This window comes from Sporosarcina sp. E16_8 (genome assembly GCF_017347095.1).
Taxonomy (GTDB): Bacteria; Bacillota; Bacilli; order Bacillales_A; family Planococcaceae; genus Sporosarcina.
This window is the reverse complement of record NZ_JADPRZ010000025.1, coordinates 1-20397: the sequence shown is the minus strand read 5'-3', so window position 1 is coordinate 20397 and position 20397 is coordinate 1. Positions and strand designations below refer to the sequence as shown.

General features: G+C 33.8%; 22 protein-coding genes and 1 pseudogene. 11 read left to right on the top strand and 12 right to left on the bottom strand.

From position 1 onward, the window contains the following. Positions 1–416 precede the first annotated feature (416 nt). From I2484_RS13850 to I2484_RS13820, 7 genes are all read left to right on the top strand, one after another. Positions 417–833, top strand: a complete 417-nt coding sequence (locus I2484_RS13850) for a DUF2712 domain-containing protein (RefSeq protein WP_207151631.1) — start codon at positions 417–419, stop codon at positions 831–833. Positions 834–900: 67 nt separating this feature from the next. Next, complete coding sequence (locus I2484_RS13845; protein ID WP_207151630.1) at positions 901–1722, top strand: hypothetical protein; 822 nt, start codon at positions 901–903, stop codon at positions 1720–1722. Between the two features lies 1 nt (position 1723). After that, positions 1724–2434: a hypothetical protein gene (locus tag I2484_RS13840; RefSeq protein ID WP_207151629.1), complete on the top strand. Its 711-nt coding sequence runs from the start codon at positions 1724–1726 to the stop codon at positions 2432–2434. A gap of 4 nt (positions 2435–2438) precedes the next feature. After that, complete coding sequence (locus I2484_RS13835; RefSeq protein WP_207151628.1) at positions 2439–3236, top strand: hypothetical protein; 798 nt, start codon at positions 2439–2441, stop codon at positions 3234–3236. 1 nt (position 3237) lies between these two features. After that, entirely contained in the window at positions 3238–3882 is a 645-nt protein-coding gene (locus I2484_RS13830) for an ABC transporter ATP-binding protein (RefSeq protein ID WP_207151627.1), read from the top strand. Between the two features lie 16 nt (positions 3883–3898). Next, the gene (locus I2484_RS13825) at positions 3899–4576 is read left to right on the top strand and encodes a hypothetical protein (protein ID WP_207151626.1); all 678 of its coding nucleotides are present in this window, start codon (positions 3899–3901) and stop codon (positions 4574–4576) included. A 56-nt stretch (positions 4577–4632) separates the two neighbouring features. Next, on the top strand, positions 4633–4983 hold the full coding sequence (locus tag I2484_RS13820) for an EAL domain-containing protein (RefSeq protein WP_207151658.1): 351 nt from the start codon (positions 4633–4635) through the stop codon (positions 4981–4983). Positions 4984–5354: 371 nt separating this feature from the next. On the opposite strand, the gene I2484_RS13815 is transcribed toward I2484_RS13820, so the two are convergent. Beyond that, positions 5355–5723, bottom strand: coding sequence for a tyrosine-type recombinase/integrase (locus tag I2484_RS13815; RefSeq protein WP_207151625.1), 369 nt, complete (start codon positions 5721–5723; stop codon positions 5355–5357). 589 nt (positions 5724–6312) lie between these two features. Here I2484_RS13815 and I2484_RS13810 point away from each other — a divergent pair. Together I2484_RS13810 and I2484_RS13805 are read left to right on the top strand one after the other, a co-directional pair. Next, positions 6313–7080, top strand: a complete 768-nt coding sequence (locus tag I2484_RS13810; protein WP_207151624.1) for a hypothetical protein — start codon at positions 6313–6315, stop codon at positions 7078–7080. A 43-nt stretch (positions 7081–7123) separates the two neighbouring features. Further along, positions 7124–7519 carry a hypothetical protein gene (locus tag I2484_RS13805; protein WP_207151623.1) on the top strand — a complete coding sequence of 132 codons (396 nt, stop codon included), beginning with the start codon at positions 7124–7126 and terminating at the stop codon, positions 7517–7519. A gap of 373 nt (positions 7520–7892) precedes the next feature. Here the strand turns inward: I2484_RS13805 and I2484_RS13800 are convergent. The 8 genes and pseudogenes from I2484_RS13800 to I2484_RS13765 all read right to left on the bottom strand — a co-directional run. Continuing rightward, positions 7893–8228: pseudogene (locus I2484_RS13800) on the bottom strand (IS5/IS1182 family transposase); the annotation flags it as partial. Positions 8229–8465: 237 nt separating this feature from the next. After that, positions 8466–9575 (bottom strand): tyrosine recombinase XerS, encoded by a 1110-nt coding sequence (gene xerS, locus I2484_RS13795; protein ID WP_207151621.1) that lies wholly within the window; start codon positions 9573–9575, stop codon positions 8466–8468. Positions 9576–9643: 68 nt separating this feature from the next. Continuing rightward, positions 9644–10387: a hypothetical protein gene (locus I2484_RS13790; protein ID WP_207151620.1), complete on the bottom strand. Its 744-nt coding sequence runs from the start codon at positions 10385–10387 to the stop codon at positions 9644–9646. A 46-nt stretch (positions 10388–10433) separates the two neighbouring features. Continuing rightward, positions 10434–11147 carry a hypothetical protein gene (locus I2484_RS13785; protein ID WP_207151619.1) on the bottom strand — a complete coding sequence of 238 codons (714 nt, stop codon included), beginning with the start codon at positions 11145–11147 and terminating at the stop codon, positions 10434–10436. A gap of 886 nt (positions 11148–12033) precedes the next feature. Then, a complete protein-coding gene (locus tag I2484_RS13780) occupies positions 12034–12717 on the bottom strand; it encodes a hypothetical protein (protein WP_207151618.1) in 684 nt (227 codons plus the stop codon). Between the two features lie 14 nt (positions 12718–12731). Next, positions 12732–13394 (bottom strand): matrixin family metalloprotease, encoded by a 663-nt coding sequence (locus tag I2484_RS13775; protein ID WP_207151617.1) that lies wholly within the window; start codon positions 13392–13394, stop codon positions 12732–12734. Between the two features lie 436 nt (positions 13395–13830). Further along, complete coding sequence (locus I2484_RS13770; RefSeq protein ID WP_481886358.1) at positions 13831–14874, bottom strand: IS30 family transposase; 1044 nt, start codon at positions 14872–14874, stop codon at positions 13831–13833. Positions 14875–14987: 113 nt separating this feature from the next. Then, entirely contained in the window at positions 14988–15164 is a 177-nt protein-coding gene (locus tag I2484_RS13765; RefSeq protein WP_207151615.1) for a hypothetical protein, read from the bottom strand. 310 nt (positions 15165–15474) lie between these two features. Between I2484_RS13765 and I2484_RS21540 the strand changes: the two genes are divergently transcribed. Together I2484_RS21540 and I2484_RS22010 are read left to right on the top strand one after the other, a co-directional pair. Further along, positions 15475–16233, top strand: coding sequence for a transposase (locus tag I2484_RS21540; protein ID WP_255550516.1), 759 nt, complete (start codon positions 15475–15477; stop codon positions 16231–16233). Between the two features lie 281 nt (positions 16234–16514). Continuing rightward, a complete protein-coding gene (locus tag I2484_RS22010) occupies positions 16515–17024 on the top strand; it encodes a transposase (protein WP_207151656.1) in 510 nt (169 codons plus the stop codon). A gap of 133 nt (positions 17025–17157) precedes the next feature. Here the strand turns inward: I2484_RS22010 and I2484_RS13745 are convergent, their stop codons facing one another. From I2484_RS13745 to I2484_RS13735, 3 genes are all read right to left on the bottom strand, one after another. Continuing rightward, on the bottom strand, positions 17158–17613 hold the full coding sequence (locus I2484_RS13745) for a transposase (RefSeq protein WP_207151614.1): 456 nt from the start codon (positions 17611–17613) through the stop codon (positions 17158–17160). A gap of 173 nt (positions 17614–17786) precedes the next feature. Next, on the bottom strand, positions 17787–19595 hold the full coding sequence (locus I2484_RS13740; protein ID WP_207151613.1) for an ABC transporter ATP-binding protein: 1809 nt from the start codon (positions 19593–19595) through the stop codon (positions 17787–17789). 301 nt (positions 19596–19896) lie between these two features. Beyond that, positions 19897–20130 (bottom strand): hypothetical protein, encoded by a 234-nt coding sequence (locus I2484_RS13735; RefSeq protein WP_207151612.1) that lies wholly within the window; start codon positions 20128–20130, stop codon positions 19897–19899. Between the last annotated feature and the right edge of the window lie 267 nt (positions 20131–20397).

Genomic DNA, 20397 nt, shown 5'->3' with positions numbered 1-20397 from the left:
GGTCGAGATTTCGATTTACCACTATAACCTTCACTTCAAAAGCCCATTTTTTTACGTTTCATCCCGTTTACTTCTAGCTTCATCCTAAATAGCATCGGAAGATTTGAAGTTTTGTGGACGAGAAGCCACGGAAATGTGATTTACATAGGATATAAGGTTAAATATCACATCCATTAGCTACTAGTGAAAGTGATATTTAACAGATATTGAAAGGGTTACAATTCCATATTTTTATAATTTTGGTTGACAGAGTAATAGTGTTGTGACAAAATTTGATAAATAGTGCCAATTCTCTTATCATTTTCTTGGTACTAATCAGTCTGAAAAGAGGTGATATAATAGTAGATATGATACTAATCGCAATAACTTTCATAGCAGACTTGTAGCAGGATTACAATAAAATTGGAGGTTTTCTAATGAAGAAAAGTAGAATGTTGAAAAGTTTATTTATGATGGTATTAGCTTTAGGAATACTCACTGGTGGAGGAGCGTTATCATCAGCTTCAGGTGGACCATATACTTCATATGTTCTTAAGCCGCTAGGTGGTAACAATTACACGAATTTTCATACAAAGTCACAAGATTCGGATTGGTTGCTAAATAAAGTAACCGCATTGACAAACACCACAGCAGCTAACTTTTGGGGCGAGTATGATGGGTTGATTACAACTGAGACTATATCTGCGAAGTATACACAAAAAGTTGCGACAACCTATACTACGATTAGCTTTTATCGTAACGTTAAAGCCGGATCCAATGTCCGTTTGGCTATGGAAAATGCCAATGTAAGTACTTCAAATGCTTTTGTAAGCGGCGATGTAGAATTTTGGTAATATCAAATAAAGCGAGACTTCATATGAGTCTCGCTTGTTCACCTTAATAAAGATAGGAGTAAAAATTATGTACAATGTATGTCTCTTAGAACTAAAAAGATGTTTAAGAAGAATTGAATTCAAATTTGTATTTGTTATTTTATTGTTGTTGCCTGTTGTAGCTCATTTGATTCAGTGCGCAATTTACTTTGGCAAAACATTTAGTTACTTAAGACCGTATGAGGAGATGACTTTTATAGTAGGCAACTATGTTAGTCATATATTTTCAATTTTTATTATTCTAACGCCTCTTTTGTCAAGTTTTATTTATTCTGATAATTATTTTATAGATCGTAAAAAGGGTATCTTAACTTTACTTGTGACTAGGACGAAGCGTCAATATGTATTAATTGCTAAAGCTTTTACAGTTACTTTCGTTACGTTTTTCAGTTTTTTTGTTGTTTTGTGTATTAATTTTTTATTGACATACATAACATTTCCTGAAAAGGGTGGGGATAATATGTATGCTCTTCCGGCATACGACACAGGTCTTCAAGGATATAACTCTTTATACGCCTTTGATTTATTAAGTTTAAATCATCCTTTCGGTTATTCTTTAATATATGCCTTTTTGGTAAGTCTTTTTGCAGGAATGGTTGCTTTACTATCCTTTTCTATTATGACTTTGACAACTAAGAACCGTTACCTTACTGTTATAGGTCTCTTTGTAGGGTTAATAGTAATTGATTTGCTTTTTTCATTCTTAGGATTTTTTAATTATGGTTGGACAAGTGTTTTCTTTTCAAATAGTTTAGTACCTGAATGGGCACCATTTGCATGGATTATTGGCTTATTTGCTTTTTCTGTGCTGTTATTAATAAGGGCTAAAAAAAGTGACGTGATGAATTAATATGGCATTTAATAGTTTTCTGCTTAGGGGAATATGGTTAAAATCAACAGGGGAATTTATGATTATTAGCAGTATTCTGTTAAGTGTAATTTATTTACTCTACCTTTCCTTGACTGGCACTGAAGGAAATAAAATCAGTGAATTGATTTTCTATGTTCAAACACATTTTATAGTATTTAACAGTGTCGTTTTACCTTTATATCTATTGATGGCTAGTGAAATGATTCATTATTACTCTCATGACCAGATTAAAATTAAGCACAGCAAAATAAGTGTATTGGTTAAACGTCAGATAGCTCTTATGGTATTCCACACTTTATTTTTTATCCTTATTATAAATATCCCTATTTTAATTTTGTCTATATTTAATAATGGATTTGAAATGTTGTTTTTTATAATTCGATCAATGCTAATACAGTTACCAGGATTTATGTTAGCAGCTAGTATTCTTTTGTATCTTTATTATAGAAGTCAGCAGCAGGGAATATCACTACTTCTTAGTATAGTATTATTAATTTCCCCGCATATTATAGGTACAGCTATTGGGATAGAGAGTCTTCGATCCCTGGATTACTACATTTACTTGAAGCACATGGAGTCTTTTGTTGTAACAGAAGGATTAAATGAATCAATAACTTTTGTATTGGTTGGGCTTTTTATTTCAATGATATTATTTTTACTTACAGTAAAAGAAGGTTCAAATCAGAGGTGATTTTTTGAATATAGCATTTTTTAAAAAACCTATAGGGAAAAGGCTATTTATCCTCGCTGTTTTAGGTGGCATACTTTTGGCTCTGTATTTTAAATTGACCAATTTTAATAAGGATAATAGAGATTTAAGTGTGGCAATATTAGAAGACTTGGGTACGTTAGAAATAGAGACTATTTTTCATGTATTACCAGCATTGGTTTTTGCACTGCCCTTTTTACTGTTTATCCTGAATACAGGAGATTTTGTTTACAGTGAGTATGAAACTAAAGGGGTAATCGTTTTAACAAGATTGCAAGACAAGAGAATTTGGTATTGGCGTATGATGTTTAACATATTTAAATTAAGTTTTTTTTATTTAGCAATACTTTTCATCTCCTTTATCTTTACAGGTATATTACTTGGATACTCAGTTGAATTCACATATTTAAAAGAAGTTTTGTTCCTCTATATACTAAGTCTTCTTACCTGGACAGCATTTTCAGTGTTATCAAATGTAGTGTGTTTTATAACAAGAAGTGGATTGGGGTATGTTTCGGTAATTACAATATATTTTGTATCACTCTTTTCATCTGCTTTTATTTACGATGTATTTCCCACAGGTCAGAAGTGGATTATCTGGTTCCCCACTAGTCAACAAATTATATCATGGCATGACTTCTCACTTAACCTTGGAGAAAGTGCATTTAGGTTAGGATCTTATACTTTAGAGTTTTCTTTTGTATATTTATTTGTGTTAAATATAATCATTGGTGTTTGGTTATATATAGTTATTCATAGATATGAAAGTTACGAGGAGGGATAATATGAATAAGGTATTTTTAGACAATGTTACTAAACAAATTAAAAATGAAAACGTGTTAACTAATGTTTCTATTGAATTTGAGAGCGGGAAAATCTATGGAATCTTTGGGCGTAATGGATCTGGGAAAACAATGTTATTTCGAGTTATTTGTGGGCTTTTAAAACCGACTACTGGATCTGTTTACTATAACAATTTACGACTACATAAAGACATCTCATTTCCACCGAGCGTAGGGGTTATTATTGAAACACCTGCTTTTTGGAATGAATTTAGTGGAACAGAAAATTTAAGAATGTTGGCTAGTATTCAAAAAAAGGCGTCTACGAAAGATATTCGTGACTCGCTCATTAGCGTTGGTTTAGACCCTGATGATAAAAGGCCTGTTAAAAAATATTCTCTTGGTATGCGTCAGAGACTGGCTGTTGCTCAAGGCATTATGGAAAAACCAGATTTAATCGTTTTTGACGAACCAACAAACGCATTAGATGAGGAAGCTGTTGAACTCGTTCGCGATATTCTTGTTAGAGAAAAAGAGCGAGGAGCAATCGTACTAATAGCTAGTCACAATAAAGATGATATTAGACTACTCGCAGATGTGACGTATCAAATGGATAGTGGAAAAATTAAGGAAGCTGTATTGATATGAAAAAGGAGTTACAAAGATGAAAAATAAAATATTCATTGCTATTATTGCAGTAGTTGTTTTGAGTGCAGTAGGAGTGAGTCTTGTTACAAAAGGATCTTTTGTAGATGATTTGTCCATTGATAATATTGAAAATTATTATGGTTATAATGTGGGTTTATATACTGATATTAAGGATAATCCATATTTCGAGAATAATTTAACAAATTTCGAAGAGTTAGTAGATGCATCCGAATTAGTTATTAAAGCAAAAATGATTAACGTACGTGAAAAAGTTACAAGAGCTACGCTAACAAAAGTTTATGTTGAAGAAGTCTTAAAAGGGAAATTACATACTAATGAAATTCTTCTATATGAACCTGCATTTTTCTGGCCATACATGGATAATCCAAATACCGGAAGCTACTCAACTGGCGGTTATCAGCTTATGCAAGAGGGGAGGGAATATATACTCTTTCTTCAGTCTCTCAAAAGTCCAAAGGGATATAAACTATCTAAAGACGAAAATAGTTCATTTTTACCGGTGTCAGAGCTATATGGAAAGATACCAATTAAGTCAAATTGGAACCCTGAAGTGATAACTAATGATGAGGCTACTTATAAAGAAGTAGTAGATAGTGAAATCCTAACAAGGGAGAAAGGCTCTCTTCAAAATTATATTGAAATCAAAAAAATAGTGGAAAAAAAATATCATTGATAGTATTTGCTTCGCGAGAAGATGGAGCATTGTTTCTTCGGTAGCAGTACCATTTTATCCGGAAGCTTCAGAATAGGGGACACAAGATATATATTGATGACTTCGGAGGGTGTTCTTTTATTAGTTACTTGCTAAGTTTAGTAGTAGAGGGTGTAAAGTTGGACCAGTTTTTCACAAGCTATATTGATCAACCAAAATATACATCTTTTATAAAAAAGACTGTAGAAATGGCTCAGTCTCTAAAGTTGAATATAATAATAGAAGGAATAGAAAATGTGAAACAAAAAGAGTTTTATATAAGTCTTGGGTGCGATACATATCAAGGCTATTTGGAAGCAAGACCCATGAGGGCAGGAGCGTTAGCACAGTATATTACGGATCACTCCTTAGAGGGAAGCACCTTTTAAGTCGACTTATTTTTGTCGACATTAAAAGGTGCTTTTCAATTCGAAGGTATAAATAACAGCATCCGTATTTAACTGATTAAATTTGATTGGTATAAATGAAATAAGAAACAACCGAATTATTTGAAAGGAGGTGACAACGTTAGGTGTTTTGCTTTATTCGAAAATTGTGGTCAATATTTTTTTCTGAACCTTAAATATTAAATGCGAATGTTGTTGTTTAGTGACAATAAATTTGTTGTAACCATATACTAGTACCCTATTCTTAATCGGGTTATCTCCTCCTTTGTGTGTCTTTAAATCACACTTTTAAACAACATTATTGTCACTAGACAGATGGTATTAATACAACAGCGTACTAAAGTTCATTTTATCTATTCAGTATGATCACTCATTCTGGGGGAATCATCCATTTTTTTGAGAATCTCTCTCTGTTCTTCTTGTGATAAATTCGTGTATAGAACAGTCGTTGCGATGGTGTTGTGCCCTAATTGGTCACGTAGTCCGACCAAGCTGCCGCCTTCATCCAACCATTTCTTGGAAAACGAATGGCGCAGCTTATGAGGGCTTAGACACTTACCTGAGAGAAAGGTTTGTGAATACTTACCGATCAACTTTTGAATGGTCTCCACTGCTATAGGATTGGCTTGTCCAGCGTACTTGGTTAAGAAGACAAATAGATTCTTGGAGTCTGGTTTATATTCTGTTGGAGCAGCTATGAGTAACCTGCTGATGGCTAGCACATTTCGTTCCCCCTAACATAGATTCGATTAGCTCTCGGTGAGGTAAGGAGGTCACAACAATGTTGCGAATTTGAAAACCAGCCGATATTATTTGCATTTACTTGGTGTAAATCTTCTACAACATTCATTACCGCAATATATCTCTGTTTCAAGGCAGCGGTATACGCGTGAATGAATTGGCCGGCTTGCAAGTCACAGATGTCGATTATCGTAAAGGAGATATTAACGCGTTACGTAAAGGAAATAAGCTAGATACAGTCAGTATTACCCCTTCCGCTAGAAAAAATTGCGTTGTTTTGTGTATTAACTGAAGGAGAAGAAGGAAAGGGGAAGCGATTTACGGAGAAATTATAACTGCTATTCGTACAAATGATGTACTAACTGCTCCACTTTTCCAAAGCGAAATACCTGAGATGTATTTATATATATACTTCTTGAATAATATGGCTATATTTGTCTAAATTAACTAATGATATGGAATATTTTAATAATTATGAAAAAATATTGTTATTATTTGTATTTTAGTGTATGTTTTGTATATAAGGTTTATTGATGAAATTAACCTTAATTAAAAAAAGGGGTGTTGAAGATGAAGAAATTGATTTTGCTAGGTTCATTATTTCTCGCTATTTTTCTAGTTAATACGGAAAAATCTTATGCAAGTAACTTTTCAGAGGGAGGTGTAACAGTTTATAAAAAAGAAAAAATTGAAGATAATCAATTATTGTTTGAAAGAGCAAAGAAAGGGGTAACAGACAAAAGAATTAATAATATTAAACAGAAAGGTGTATTAAATAGTGTAGAAAAAGATAGGTCAATTGAAATTGACATTTTAGAAACGACTGAATTATTGGAAAAAATTATTGACGCTGATGGGAACGAAATAACAAGTTATGCAACTACTTATTTTGTACCTATTACTGAAGATGATTTAGAAGCAACAGCTGGTACTCTCGCAGCAGGAGGTACTTCGACTAGTGGTGACAAAAGTGACTCAACATTTTCCGCAACTGGAATAACAACTATGCACTATACAGTAGTAACGGATGATTCTGGTAACCAATATTATAAATGGAGCAGGCAAACTGGAACATGGCAGGCTTTGACTTCAGGTATAACTTTCTCTAATAGAAGTGTAAAATTAAATCAACTTGGTTATCCTATAGGAGGTGGTGGGTTAGTTAATCCTACTAAGACTGAAAGTGTTTCGCACTCTTATGATATTAACGTAGCTTCCTATGGGTGGGTTTCAATTTTTAGAGGAGGTAGTTCGATATTTGGAGCTAAACCGAAAGTGACGCTTACTAGGGGTTCTAGTAATTGGGTATTTGAATTTGACCATAATATGACATTTTAAAAATTTATCGGAAAGCAGAACTTCCAAAAGGTGTTGAATGAAAATGGAGCGGAAGCGGAATTATAATTTACTATTTTGTTTACTACTAGTTATATTATTTTTAGTAGGCTGTGCAGAAAAAAAATCACTCTATGAAGGATCGACAGATAATTGGAAAATAGTTTATAAAATAAACCAAAACCAAGATGAAATAGGAATACAAGATATCGATATTCGATATCTTGGGGAAGATATTCAAAAAGAACTAACATTTTCTTCGAAATCCATTAATGATGCCGGTTGCGAATTGAACCTTATATTGGACGAAAATAGTGAAGCTAATCATTCATCATCAAGTTGTTTGAGTGAAACTCGTCCAGGTGTTAAAGATGATTCCTTTAAAGTTTCCATTACATGGGGAGAAAAGGAAGAAACTATCGAATTAAAGAAAATAAATTAAATAATTTAGATGTCATAGTATTATATATACAACTATGTCATGCGAAGTTAGTATATATGAGGGGGTGGTAAGAGGGGGGCATGCGACATAACCCCTCTTACCACCCCCAATACATACGAGCAATATTTAATAGATTTCCACCTTTTATAGTAGTCTTGTAGAAGGGGAGGAGATAATGTGAGAAAGGTCCCATCGATAATAGTGAAAAAGTCTCGGTATCTGATTTCTTAGTAAAAGTTCACCATAAAAGAGGAACCGTGGTGAATTTGCCAGTTATCAATTATACGTAATGTGTTTGAACATATTGTAGAGCATTATGACCACGATTTAGACTTTATACAAAAAACCACAATAGAAAATAGTACCAATTTCCGGGTTCTTTTTCAACCTTATCTGATTTACATGGAGCGCGAACACGTGCTTCTACATGCGTTGCATCAATGGCTATCGTTTCATCTGAGACGGAACCTTCTGATATCGCCTGAAGAAGTAGGCTTCCTTGAACAATTTCTAACGCATCAGATTCGCTAATCAATGTGATCATACGTGAATAAGAAGCTTCGGATGGGATTTCATCTGATACCAAGAACCCACAATCAACTTTAAATCGTAAGTCTGTAGAGAGACGTTTTACTAAGTCTTTAATAAAAGGAATACGCTCGGTGATTCGAATGATCAATGAATAGATCATCGCAGAGTAATTAAGCGATAAAACTTGCATGTTAAACAGGCTTACTTGTCGTATAATAGGCATAGAGCATTTCTCCAGTCTGTTAATGTGTGTGTCAGAACTCTCATTATACAGGATTTGGGGAGGTGCTCTATTTTCTTTTCTTTTTATCCTAAGAGCCGTAAGGGCTCAGAGATATGAAATTGATTAAAGGTAAGCGTAAAATAATCCATACTGTCTAAGTGTGGATTATTTTACGCTTATATTCAATTGTTATTAATTACCTGAAGACTTATCCATTTTTTTAAGTATTTCACGTTGCTCTTCTTGTGATAAATTTGTATATAAAACTGTTGTCTCAATTGTGTTATGTCCGAGCTGATCACGAAGGCCAACCAAACTACCACCTTCATCCAACCATTTCTTAGAAAACGAATGACGCAACTTATGGGGGCTTAGACGCTTACCCAAGAGAAAGGCTTGCGAATACTTACCAATTAACTTTTGAATAGTCTCAACTGCTATCGGATTAGCTTGTCCAGCGTACTTGGTTAAAAAGACAAATAGATTCTTAGGGTCCGGTTTGTATAACACGTCTCGCTCATCAAGGTATTTTTTCAAGTCCTTCATAGCGGAAGGGGTAATACTTACTGTATCTAGCTTATTTCCTTTTCGTAACGCGTTAATATCCCCTTTACGATAATCGACATCTGTGACTTGCAAGCCGGCCAATTCATTTACACGGATACCACTGCCTTGAAACAGAGATATGATGGCTACGTCACGAATACGATCACGGTAAAATCGAGAGAGTTGACGAGGGGAGAGTTCCTTCTCGTAGTCATATTTTACGAAATTTAGCAAGCCGTCCATTTCGTTTTTATCCAATATCTGCGAGCTTATTCGTTTCGCACGTCGGGCTATTGACTCAGATTTTTTTGGTGTTTTTATCTTAGCAAATACATTGCGGTAAAAGTAGCATTCACCTTCATCGTTTTCACTCTCAGTAGTTAAGTAGTTAAATAGGGATTTGAGTGACTGAATAAATCGTGACGCACTTGCCTCAGAACGAGTAACGAATACATCTTTTCGTTTTTCAATTTTCTCTTCCATTATCATTTCGACGAAATATTCAACATCTTTCTTTCGTAATGTCTCAAGAACAGCGAAGGGGATATCCGCATTGCTTTCAATGTTCGTCAAACCTTCTGTACGCAGCCAATCGAAGAATTTCTTATAATCATGCAGATAACCGCTAATCGTGCCAGGGGAGAGTCGTGCGCGTTTCTTGGCACGTACAAATTCCACTACATAGAAGGGAAGATGCTCAATAGCTCGTTCAATATGTTGTTCAGCTAAAATGGTCTTTCTAGTTGGGGCCGGCAATGAATATCCTCCTTTGGTCAATAATAATCAAATGTAAGCTAAATGTAATTTTAGCTGATAATGGGAAATTAGTATCGATTTACTGTCACATCTACAGAACTGGTGCTTACAGCGGAAATTAATATTTCATACGTAGTATCTTCTAAAGGAAATGTTCGTGTATCACCAACAGTTAATTCTGTATAAGCAATCGGTTCATTCTTCAAAGCACTCAGCTTTATTGAAATATGATGGATGAGATCTTTTGTAAAATCAATTTCTACTACAGAAACAGTTAGAGCTTCATAAAATGTAAATGAATTACCTTCTTTTATTTCCTGACTTAGTGGTCCTTGTATAGGCAAGTTGTTCACATCCTCCAATACCGTGCTTTCGCTGGCTGCTTCCGTGAGTTCCTGTGCTTTCGCAAGCGAGTGCTCGGTCATTTCTAACTTTGCATTCGATACATTGAATTCAGATTGTAGGTCTATATTTATTTCATTGGATCTTTTCAAGTCATCTTCTAGCCGCGCAATCACTTTTGGTTGAGATTTTCGTTCTTCTTTTTCTCCATTCGAATAACCGATTTGGTAAACTGACATCATTCCTACGGCGACAGATAATATTGATATCATAACCCCTCCAATCCAGGCCCAATAATTCTTTGTAGTGCCAGGCGAAATTGTTTTTTTTATATCATCGATGGATTCAGTCACTTCAGAGACAATTACAGGTGGAACATATTTTTTTTTAGGGGGCGGACTAACAGTAGTAATATTTTTCAAACGGGAACCACGAATGGGTTTTCTTTTAAAATCATTATCATCGTTCACGGATATAACCTCACTTATTTTAGGAGATATTGAGTGGATTTTGCTGTCATTTATTTCGATTCATTAGACTGTCTATTCTCTTTTTAAAAGAGATTGTGTCATTAAATTTTTTATTGAGGATTTTCTTCTTAATATTGTACATAATGAATACACCTAAAGGTAAAACTGTAGCAGATGTACTTATTCTTCCAATAATATCTTCTTCATTAGATTTCAATTCATTAAAAGCATTAATAATGGCATTAACATCATAATTTGCCCATAGTATATATATCCACGTAATAGAGATAACTAAAAATAGATATACTTTATTAGAGACAATAACTAGTATTTTATTAGGTTTTGAATAGGGGAGGGAAACAAAAAAAGATCTAATTGCTGATAAAAAACCGAACATAATAGATACGCACACTACCACAGCATACGTTAAATTAGCTTGAGTTGGGAATAGACTTAGAACAGATATTATTACAAAACTTAATACAGCGACTATAACTCCAAAAGAAACAGTTCCAATCATTTTATGAAACCATCTTTCGGATTTTTTCATTTCTATATACGTTGTAATCAATAATGTGGTTGCGATTGAAAAAGCTATTATTATTGCCAATTCTTGATTTTGAATTAAATATATAAGGCTGAATGCTATCAAATAAATTGAGGTTATAGTTTGAAAACGATAATCCTCATGAAGATAATCTTCCAAAATAATTTCTTTTTCTACCTCTTTTTCTAATCTTAAAAAATCATTATAGTCCATTAGATTCCTTTCTTCCTTCAAGATACTGTTCAATTGGGTCTGCGATAAATAAAAATGCAAAAATTAATACTATTGCGATTCCCGATATTATAACGAAGAGTCTATATGGATACTTATCGAATCAAGCATATCTAACAATTTTTTCATTGTTAATGTCCTCCCAACAAAAATTTATGAGTAAAATGACTGTAAAAGGATAAGAAAATTAAAAAGTCTGTTGAGCTTGATTTATAGCGAAGCTACACCTTATCCAATAACAGGTACAGAAAATTATACCATCGTTTATTAAAAATATCCAATATCGGCTAAATTTGAATTTAGTGTAAAGTTAAAATCGAAATACATCCCCTTCCCCTTTAGTTAAATAATGAACTAGGACAAGAAAGTCTAAACAAATTAGACTTGTGTTTTGTTAATCATTGAATACCCCCTAAGTGTATGTATCATTTCTGTTATCTTTTTACGCTGATTAGCATATGCACCCGGTTCTTGCTAAGGCATTTAATATCTGTATATTGTTAAAAAAATGATTTATAAAAAAGACCTAATTCCTTCTTCTCTTAAGCAAGGAATTAGGCTTCTGTATCTACAACAATCGCGTCCGTTAGTTGAACGAGTCATTATCCTAAGTTATTTCTAGTAACGCTACTTCGATCGTCATAGACGGCTATTTGTCATGCACTACACAGCACGCCAAAAAAGTGTGCTTTTTTTATAGTTCGGGCTTACGCTTCAAATTTATTATTTCTAAAAAAAATAATAACAAAATCCTGCACTAAACAATTAAGAAAAGGCCATTCCTTTGGAGGAGTGACCTTCGTCTCAACTTAATATTTCATAGATTAAAATACGCTTCTAAAAATAATATTCTCTAGAACTAATACCCTCAATTATTTATATCATCTTTACTTTCCGGTAATTGTTCTTCCGCTTTATTAAGAGCCTCAATCTCTTCTTTTGTTCTTGGTTTTCTTTTTTGATTTACATACGGGACTTTTTCAAGAGCTGACTCTACAGATTTCAGATTATCATTTTTAGTATTTCTTGAAAGCTCAAAATCATTTGCTTTAGACATAATTGTACCATCATTATTGTATTTAAACTGTCCTTGTTTCATGCCGATAATTACGTATGCATCTTCGATAATCGGCCCTTCGTATTTCTCAAGAAATAACAACACTGTTTCATTATTTTGGATCTTAGGATCCATATCTCCATCATTCTGCAAAATAGTAATTTCCAGATCTTTATCTAGATTATTGAATTCATCTCTAAATATATCATTCATTTTCACTCGAGTCTTATAAAAAGACAAGTCTTTATACATAAATTCTTCAGATACGCCTGAACCTTTTGCAGTTATGACAATTGGAGAAACTTCTGCCAAATCATCTATTGTAGAAACATTATGGAATAACAAATAATTGTAGTCGTTCGAAACTTTAGATACTTCTATTGCAGCATTATTTTTATTTGTAACCTCAGAGGTGCTTGCAACTTTTTCATTATTCACACCACATCCAGTAATAAGCAGTGCTAAACATATTAAGTAGATTGGTTTTAATTTCATTGTATTATCTCCTCCTAGTAGATGTCCTTTATTCCTGCTTTATCCCCTTCACCAAGGTGCACTTGGTACCAATCTCTCTGAGATGAATCACTCATCACTTCATTCACACAAGAAGCAGACGGGTGATCTAAACCATGTGTATGCCCCAATTCGTGAAGAGCGACATTTTCATATACAGTATGGTCAAACCAAACAGTATTATCATAATGCCAATCGTTCAATTGTATTTTTTTAGGATTGCTGTTTTTATCTGTAAGCCCTACCCACGGTACATTTCCATAGTCATCACTAGAAATTAGTAAATTATTCCCACTACTAACTTGAGAAAACTTAAAAATATTTGGAAATGCATTCTGCCATGTCCGAGCTGCATTGCTTATTCTAGTACTATAGTTATAAGCTCCTCTTTGAGAATAAATATACTTTATATTGACGTTATACGGCGCTACATCTATCCTCTTCCACCCACCATATAAAATAACCTTTTTATAGCATGAGGAAGCAGCTAGAACAGAATTATCACCTACAGCTTGAACAGAATTATCACCTACAGCTTGAACAGGATAATCACCTACAGCTTGAACAGGATAATCATATTCAGCTTGAGCAGAATGATCATTATAACCTAAAAATAATAGGGTAGTCATAAGGAATAAAGCTGTAATTTTTTTTAGCACAAACTGTCACAACCTTTTTTCAAATTTGCTGTTAAATATCGATTATAGAGATGATTATTAACTTCCACCCCAATCTTTATCAAGCGTCTCCTAAATCCAACATTTATCACCATATACACATTATACCATATTGTTTTCATTAAAAATTTTAATATTTCCCTTTTTTGCGACAATAATCGACATTAATTATGATTTATGATGTTGTTTTTTCTCGTAAATAAACCAGTTGCACCTAAGAAAACAGCAAAAAAAGGTGAATAAGAGTAGGAGCCGAAGCTCCTACTCTCACAAATTTTTTAACAAAGCAAAGATTATTATAGTCCCAAATTGCAATATTAACTTAGCCACTTAGATAAATTTCAGTGTATTTATGAATACGCATGTTTTACATCTACCCTAGAAAGCGGATTTTGATCTTGGCTTTGATTTTATGACATTAGACTAGTTTTGCTAATTCTTGTTCAAAAACGACTGCTGGCTGCTGATAGTTTAGAATCTTTCGTGGTAGGTTGTTGAGCGTCTGATAAATGCGTTTTATTGTTTTCCTAGAGTAATCTGAAATTGCTTTCCCTTTAGGAATGTAGCGTCTAAGAAGCCCATTATGTCGCTCGTTGCAGCCTCTTTCATAGGAAGCGTAAGGCCGTGCGAAATAGACATCCGTGATGCCTTCCAAACTCGCTGTCAAATTGGAGAACTCACTTCCATTATCAGAAGTAATTGTCTTGAACACTTTGGGGAAGAGTTCTCCATAAAAGTTCTGTAATTGTTTTATACCATGGTCAACAGAGTCGTGGTCTTGATCATCAATTTTGATTGCGTAATAGAATCTACTTTTACGTTCAACGAGGGTCAGTAATGCATTGTCGTCGGACTTCTTGCCTTCTACCGTGTCAATCTGCCAGTGACCAAATTCCGCTCTGTCTTCAATTTCAAGGGGACGTTCTTCAATACTTGTACCCAAGATTCGACGATGTTTTCGGACGCGTTTCGTCTTTGTATTCAGTCTTAATTTCAAAGGTAAATCAATGTTTCGAACGCTCAATACACACTGATCTATGTAGTTATAAAGTGTTTTAGTGGACACCATAGGCTTGTTTTTCCAATCGTCTTGCTGTTTTGAAAATCCAACCACTGCATCAGGTGACCAGTCTTGATTCATAATTTTTTCACAAGCAAAATCAACAAATTCGATGGCTTTCAGCAATTTACTTTTCGCACCACAATTCTTCCTATTGTGTTCATACACAGCCTGCCCTGTTTCGGGAAAATAGGCCTTGTAGGGCTTTCTTCCAGTCTTGAGTTGTGTCGTTGTTCCACGCTTTAATTCATTGGCAATCGTTTGGTGGGCGCGGTCCAAGCGTCTAGCAATTTCTCGATTCGAATGTCCGTGTCCATGTAACGCGGCAATTTTTCCACGTTCAAAAGAGGTAAGGTGTTTAAAGTTACGTTTTTGTATGGTATTCTGTGGGTGTGCCATTATAAAACTTCCTCTCATTGTTAGTCTGCTAACTTCAATGATACACGAAATTATATAATGGCCATTTTTTTGTCTAAATTCAGGTGGCTAAGTTGATTTTACAACTAGCCAGATTATTATAGTTCTCTAATTTTATGTATAAGTATTTGACGCTCTAATTTTGAAAATCCAGCGTCATCATCAAGTTGTTTAATAGAACGTGAATCTCTCTCCATTCTTCTTGAATTTATGGATTGAAGTTCAGCTTGTCGTTTCTCTTCCGATTCAGCGTTATCGCTCTTGAGTTTGTCCATCCAATTTTCCTATTCTTCCTCATCTTCGTAGGTTTGGTGCGAACTACTTGAATGAACAGAGTATATAAAACTATGTCCGAAATCTTTTCTTCGCAACAATTCCTTGCTTTGTAAGTGGTTTAATACCTCTTTCAAGAGTACTTAAAGATACTTCTGCACGGTCAGATACTTCCTCATTTGTAAAATTACTTCGACCCTCTTCATGTATTAGTAATTTTGTGTAATGCAGAATAGAAGTGGTTCTTACGGTGGTTTGGTGATAGCTGTTTTTGGATATTAGATAAATATAGTATCCAAAGGAGGAGTAGACATGATTCCCTGGTCAGCACCCGATCCTCATTTAGAATTGATTCATGTGTCTTCAGTCGGGAACTCATTACTTATAACCGTAAAAAGTAATCGTTCCTCTGCTCGTTGTCCTCAGTGTCATGCTAGATGTAATAATGTCCATAGTCGCTATACTCGGAGTGTCCAAGATCTGCCGATTAGTGATCAGACAGTTTACCTGATTATTATTGCCAATAAATGGTTTTGCACACATGCTAACTGTTCGATTAAAATCTTTGCGGAAAGATTTGAAGGAATATCTACCAATGGTAAACGAACAAATCGCACGATCGATGTACTTAGAAAAATGGCTTTCTCTTCGAGTTGTCTTGCCGCTGAAAAGGTGGCATTAGCTGCACATATTCCAGTAAGCCATGATACATTACTTTCTATTATTAAGCGTACTAACATCAGTCCTAAGGTGTCTCCCTTCCTTGGACTCGATTATTTTGCTTTCAAGAAAGGCCATACCTACGGAACTTTGATATGTGACCTTCGATCCCATGAACCGTTAGCTATTCTACCTGATCGCCAACCGGCAACCATCACCAATTGGCTTAAGGCACATCCGTTTGTACAGGTTGTAAGTCGCGATGGGTTTAGCGGATTTCGTCAAGGTATTACCATGGCTGATTCATCTATCACACAAGTTTATGATCGATTTCATTTTATTCGTAATGCAAAAAGGCAACTTGACTCCTATGTAGCTTCGATTTTACCACCTAAGATTTCATGGTCATAAGCAACCGAAAAAACAGAAAATATCCAGTTAACAAGAGCTGAACAAAGGATTCATGACAGTCAGAAGAATAAATGGACATTGATTCAAGAAATTCAGGAAAAATATAAGCAAGGAAAGAACATCACATACCTCGCGAACGAATACCATCTCGATTGGCGTACGGTTCAAAAGTACTCAAAAATAGAAAATCCACCTGATAACCGCAAACATCGATTCCGTTTGACGGAGCCCTTTGAAAATTTGATGACACAGTTGGAGATAGAAAGGCATACCGTAAAGGAATCTATGCAGCTATCCAAAAGATAGGCTATGCCGGTACCTTTTCAGGTGTTCGAACATATATAGAAAGCATTAGAAAAGATCGGAAAAATAATATCTCTAGGGAGAAAACACTTTCCATTGCTAGAAGAAAAGTTTGCCTTTGGATGTGGGGGTTCCTAGGAGAACTAGAAGCAGATGAAAAGATATATCTACATCGTGTATTTGAAGATTATCCTGAACTAAAGTTTGTCTATAAATGTATCCAAAGTTTTCGTAATGTGATTAAAAATTGCGATGTAGAAGGTTTAATCATGTGGTTGAAGGATCAACTCACAAGTAAAATACAACCATTTTACTATTATGCAGTCCGTCTGAGAAGCGACATTCAATCAGTTAAAAACGCCCTCATTCAACCCTTTAGTAATGGACTACTCGAAGGTCAAGTCAATCGACTAAAATCAATCAAAAGAATGACTTACGGAAGAGCCGGTTTGTTAGTTCTAGAAAAGAGAGTCCTATACCGACTATAGAAACTATTTTCAAAAAACGTTACATAATATATATAACTAGATGCGTAGCTCTTCACCAAACTGTCGTAAGAACCATAGAAGTACAGACCTTTGCAACGTATTTGTGTAAGCGTCAAATAGGTTCTTTCCAACGTTAGTTGAATTTACGAGATTCAAGCAATAATAGTTTATTCCGTAGAAGTTCAAAACTGTTTCTGCCATACATGATCCGTTTGATAGTTTTTAACTTATTTACGCTACCTTCAGCTAATCCGTTGTTATAGGGATGCGTACATGCATTTTCAACCGCATCTATATCCTTTTTAATGCCATTGAGAAAACTAGTTAATTCATTTATTTCGAGGGCTGCGGCCTCTGAAATCCATGTATGTAACAACTTTTTATCTCCCGAATGAAGAATCTCCTTGAAGCGCCAAACCAAGCGAAGTAATGTACCGACTATTGGATACTTTTGAACAACGTTTTTTACTTGTTCGGGGGAAATTGCTTTCACTTTATTTAGTGGCTTGTAGAGTAACTTTACAAGCCATTTTCTATCCACAATCTCTGTGGGACCAGCAGTCACTTCGTCTGCCAGATCACTTTGCAACCTTTTTTCTTTCGCTATGAATTGTCTAATTGCAGCTTATTTTGGCGTGATGGAAGCTGTAGAAGAGTAAGCGTCAAATAGCTTCCGTCTGCTTATATTGACAAACGAGATATTATAGAACCTGAAAGAAAAGAATAGATAAGCTATTTCTGCTTATCTATCCTTTCTTGTCGTTATAATACAATGGCTTTTTCATGTGCATCTTCTTTTTGTGTGTATAATTTAGCTTGTTCTCTAAATAAATTTGCATAATCCTTATCTATACCCATTAAATAGGAATGGGAACCTTGTTCAATAATTTCACCGTCCTTTAGATAAAGAATTTCATCAGCAAATGGTGCAATTCCTAATCTATGAGAAATTATTATAAGGGATTTGTTTTCTATATGATCAAATATTTCTTTCAATACTTGCAATTCTGAGTTAGGGTCTAATGACGATGTTGGCTCATCTAATATAAGTAAATCCGAATTTTTAATTAGTAATCTAGCGATTGCTATTTTTTGCCATTGACCACCAGATAAATCTTGGCTTTTATTGAAATATTTCCCTAATACGGTTTCGTATTTGTCAGGAAGTTGTTCAATAAAATCACTTATTCCTGCACTATTCGCAGCTTGTTCAATTTTCTCTTGATTTTCAATATCTCGAATATTTCCCATTCCGATATTATCTCTAACCGAAAAGTAATATTGGACATAATCTTGAAATAAAACAGATAATTTACTATAGAAAATATCTTTATCTAAATCCTGTAATTTATGATTATTAATAAATACTTGTCCTTCTGATGGGTCAAGCAAACCTACTAAACACTTAATTAAAGAGGTCTTTCCTGAGCCATTCGGTCCAACAATAACTATTTTTTTTCCTTTTGTTATTTCAAAATTAATATTTTTAAGGGATTTATTTTGATTAGATGGATATTGAAAGGAAAGGGACTCTACCCTCAATTGTTTAATTTCTTCAATTTTTATTTTTTTACGGGAGTCCTTATCAGTACTGAATCGTAATTTGAACTGGTGATATTCATCTAAAATTAAACTGTTCGAATATAAATTAGAAATTGTTACGGATGTTGATTCAAGGGTATCTTGAAAACTTTGAATTGATTGAAGAACAGCTACAAAACTTCCTATACTTATTTTCCCTATTTTAATAAAGTAAATACACAATAATCCTGAAATAACAACTGATATACTAAGAATCATTTCTGGTATAAATCGATATCTACTTTCTTTAATCAAAAGCCCTATTTTCTTTTTACTTTCATATAATAAATTTTGCTTCCATTTATTAAGAAGATAATCTCCTAAATTTAATAACTTTAATTCTTTTAGTGTTTCTTTTTTTTGGAATAAATTAGATATATAATACTCTTTTCTTGAGTATTCAGTTAAGTGTCTATTCATTAAGTATTTCTCTTTTGTTAATTTGAATTGAATTATATATAAAGGTATAATACAAAAAGTTACAAGAAAGATAAATAACCAGCTAATTTGAGCTAGGTAAATCAGTATAGTAATAAATGTACATATATTTCTTATTAACTCTATTGAGCTTTTAAAACATATAACTAACTCTGCATCAATGTTCTTAATCCGATCAATTATATTATAGATACTAGGATCTTCAAAATGTTTATATTTCATGCTATAAAATAATTGGATTACTTCTTGTTTAACATTCAACTTTACATCTATACTTAATTTTTCACTTACTATTGCGGAAATTTGTATTATAAAATAGGAAACCAAAGATAAACAAATTTGAATTAAAAAGATTATTGCAACATTATTGAAATTGGTTCCTTCATTTATCATTTTCATTAGTTCATCTATTAACTTTTGAGTTAATACAATTATCATGACGGGCATAAAACCTTGGATCGCTGCTAGAAAAATTAAAGATATACTTGGAAATAAGGAAAAAAGAATGCAAATTTTAACTGAGTAGTAAGCATTATATAACAATCTTTTCATATATTACTCCTGTTTTTATATAATAGGAAATTATTACTTAAAGTGTACCATATAAACCATATCATGACAATTTGTTGGGAATTCAAGTGAGAAATTTACTTCTTCTAACTATATTCAATGGAGTTCCCTAAGCGCAATGCCTACGGCTTTAGACGCTTCTATTACTTTAAATGAAAATTCTTATTAATCATAAAAAAGAAATCGGTATTCATTTAGGATCATGGGTGACGTGTAAATCACACCTCAACATTTGACTAAGAACCTTCTTTCACAAGTTTAGTTTGTAACTAGTTTAAATTATTTATATTTTATTTATATCTGGGATAATTCCGTGTTCTTTTAATTCCCACAGGAATTTTTGTTCATGAGGAGTGAAAATCTTAAATATTCCTTCTTGATCAAGCATAAAGAAAACGGGAAAAAATTCAAACCCAATTTTTTTAATGAAGTCATCCTTATAATAAAGAGTTTGAAAGCTTTGTTGAAAGAGGGATAAATATTCCTGAGCTTCTAAGTCATCTTTATGCAGAAACAAATAATAGTTTCTTGTAGATAATAGGAATGAACTTTGATTAATAAAATTTTCGAAGTGAGTCACGGTGGTTGTCAAGATAGTTGTCGCATATTGCTCTCTTCCTAGATTAGCTATTTAGTCAATATCAATTGATTTCTTTACCGCTCTTTTCAACTCGGATTTTCTCTTTCATCGGATTCAACGCGACTGATTCATGTGGACGCCAGTTGCGTGTTGATCCTGCCCATCGTTCTGGATGTTTTTGTTTTGCGAGCTTATATACTTCAT

What these genes read in the sequence shown, in the direction of transcription:
- I2484_RS13850 (WP_207151631.1), top strand. Translation starts at nt 417, where the DNA reads ATGAAGAAAAGTAGAATGTTGAAAAGTTTATTTATGATGGTATTAGCT.
- I2484_RS13845 (WP_207151630.1), top strand. Translation starts at nt 901, where the DNA reads ATGTACAATGTATGTCTCTTAGAACTAAAAAGATGTTTAAGAAGAATT.
- I2484_RS13840 (WP_207151629.1), top strand. Translation starts at nt 1,724, where the DNA reads ATGGCATTTAATAGTTTTCTGCTTAGGGGAATATGGTTAAAATCAACA.
- I2484_RS13830 (WP_207151627.1), top strand. Translation starts at nt 3,238, where the DNA reads ATGAATAAGGTATTTTTAGACAATGTTACTAAACAAATTAAAAATGAA.
- I2484_RS13825 (WP_207151626.1), top strand. Translation starts at nt 3,899, where the DNA reads ATGAAAAATAAAATATTCATTGCTATTATTGCAGTAGTTGTTTTGAGT.
- I2484_RS13810 (WP_207151624.1), top strand. Translation starts at nt 6,313, where the DNA reads ATGAAGAAATTGATTTTGCTAGGTTCATTATTTCTCGCTATTTTTCTA.
- I2484_RS13805 (WP_207151623.1), top strand. Translation starts at nt 7,124, where the DNA reads ATGGAGCGGAAGCGGAATTATAATTTACTATTTTGTTTACTACTAGTT.
- I2484_RS13785 (WP_207151619.1), bottom strand. Translation starts at nt 11,147, where the DNA reads ATGGACTATAATGATTTTTTAAGATTAGAAAAAGAGGTAGAAAAAGAA.
- I2484_RS13780 (WP_207151618.1), bottom strand. Translation starts at nt 12,717, where the DNA reads ATGAAATTAAAACCAATCTACTTAATATGTTTAGCACTGCTTATTACT.
- I2484_RS13765 (WP_207151615.1), bottom strand. Translation starts at nt 15,164, where the DNA reads ATGGACAAACTCAAGAGCGATAACGCTGAATCGGAAGAGAAACGACAA.
- I2484_RS21540 (WP_255550516.1), top strand. Translation starts at nt 15,475, where the DNA reads ATGATTCCCTGGTCAGCACCCGATCCTCATTTAGAATTGATTCATGTG.
- I2484_RS13740 (WP_207151613.1), bottom strand. Translation starts at nt 19,595, where the DNA reads ATGAAAAGATTGTTATATAATGCTTACTACTCAGTTAAAATTTGCATT.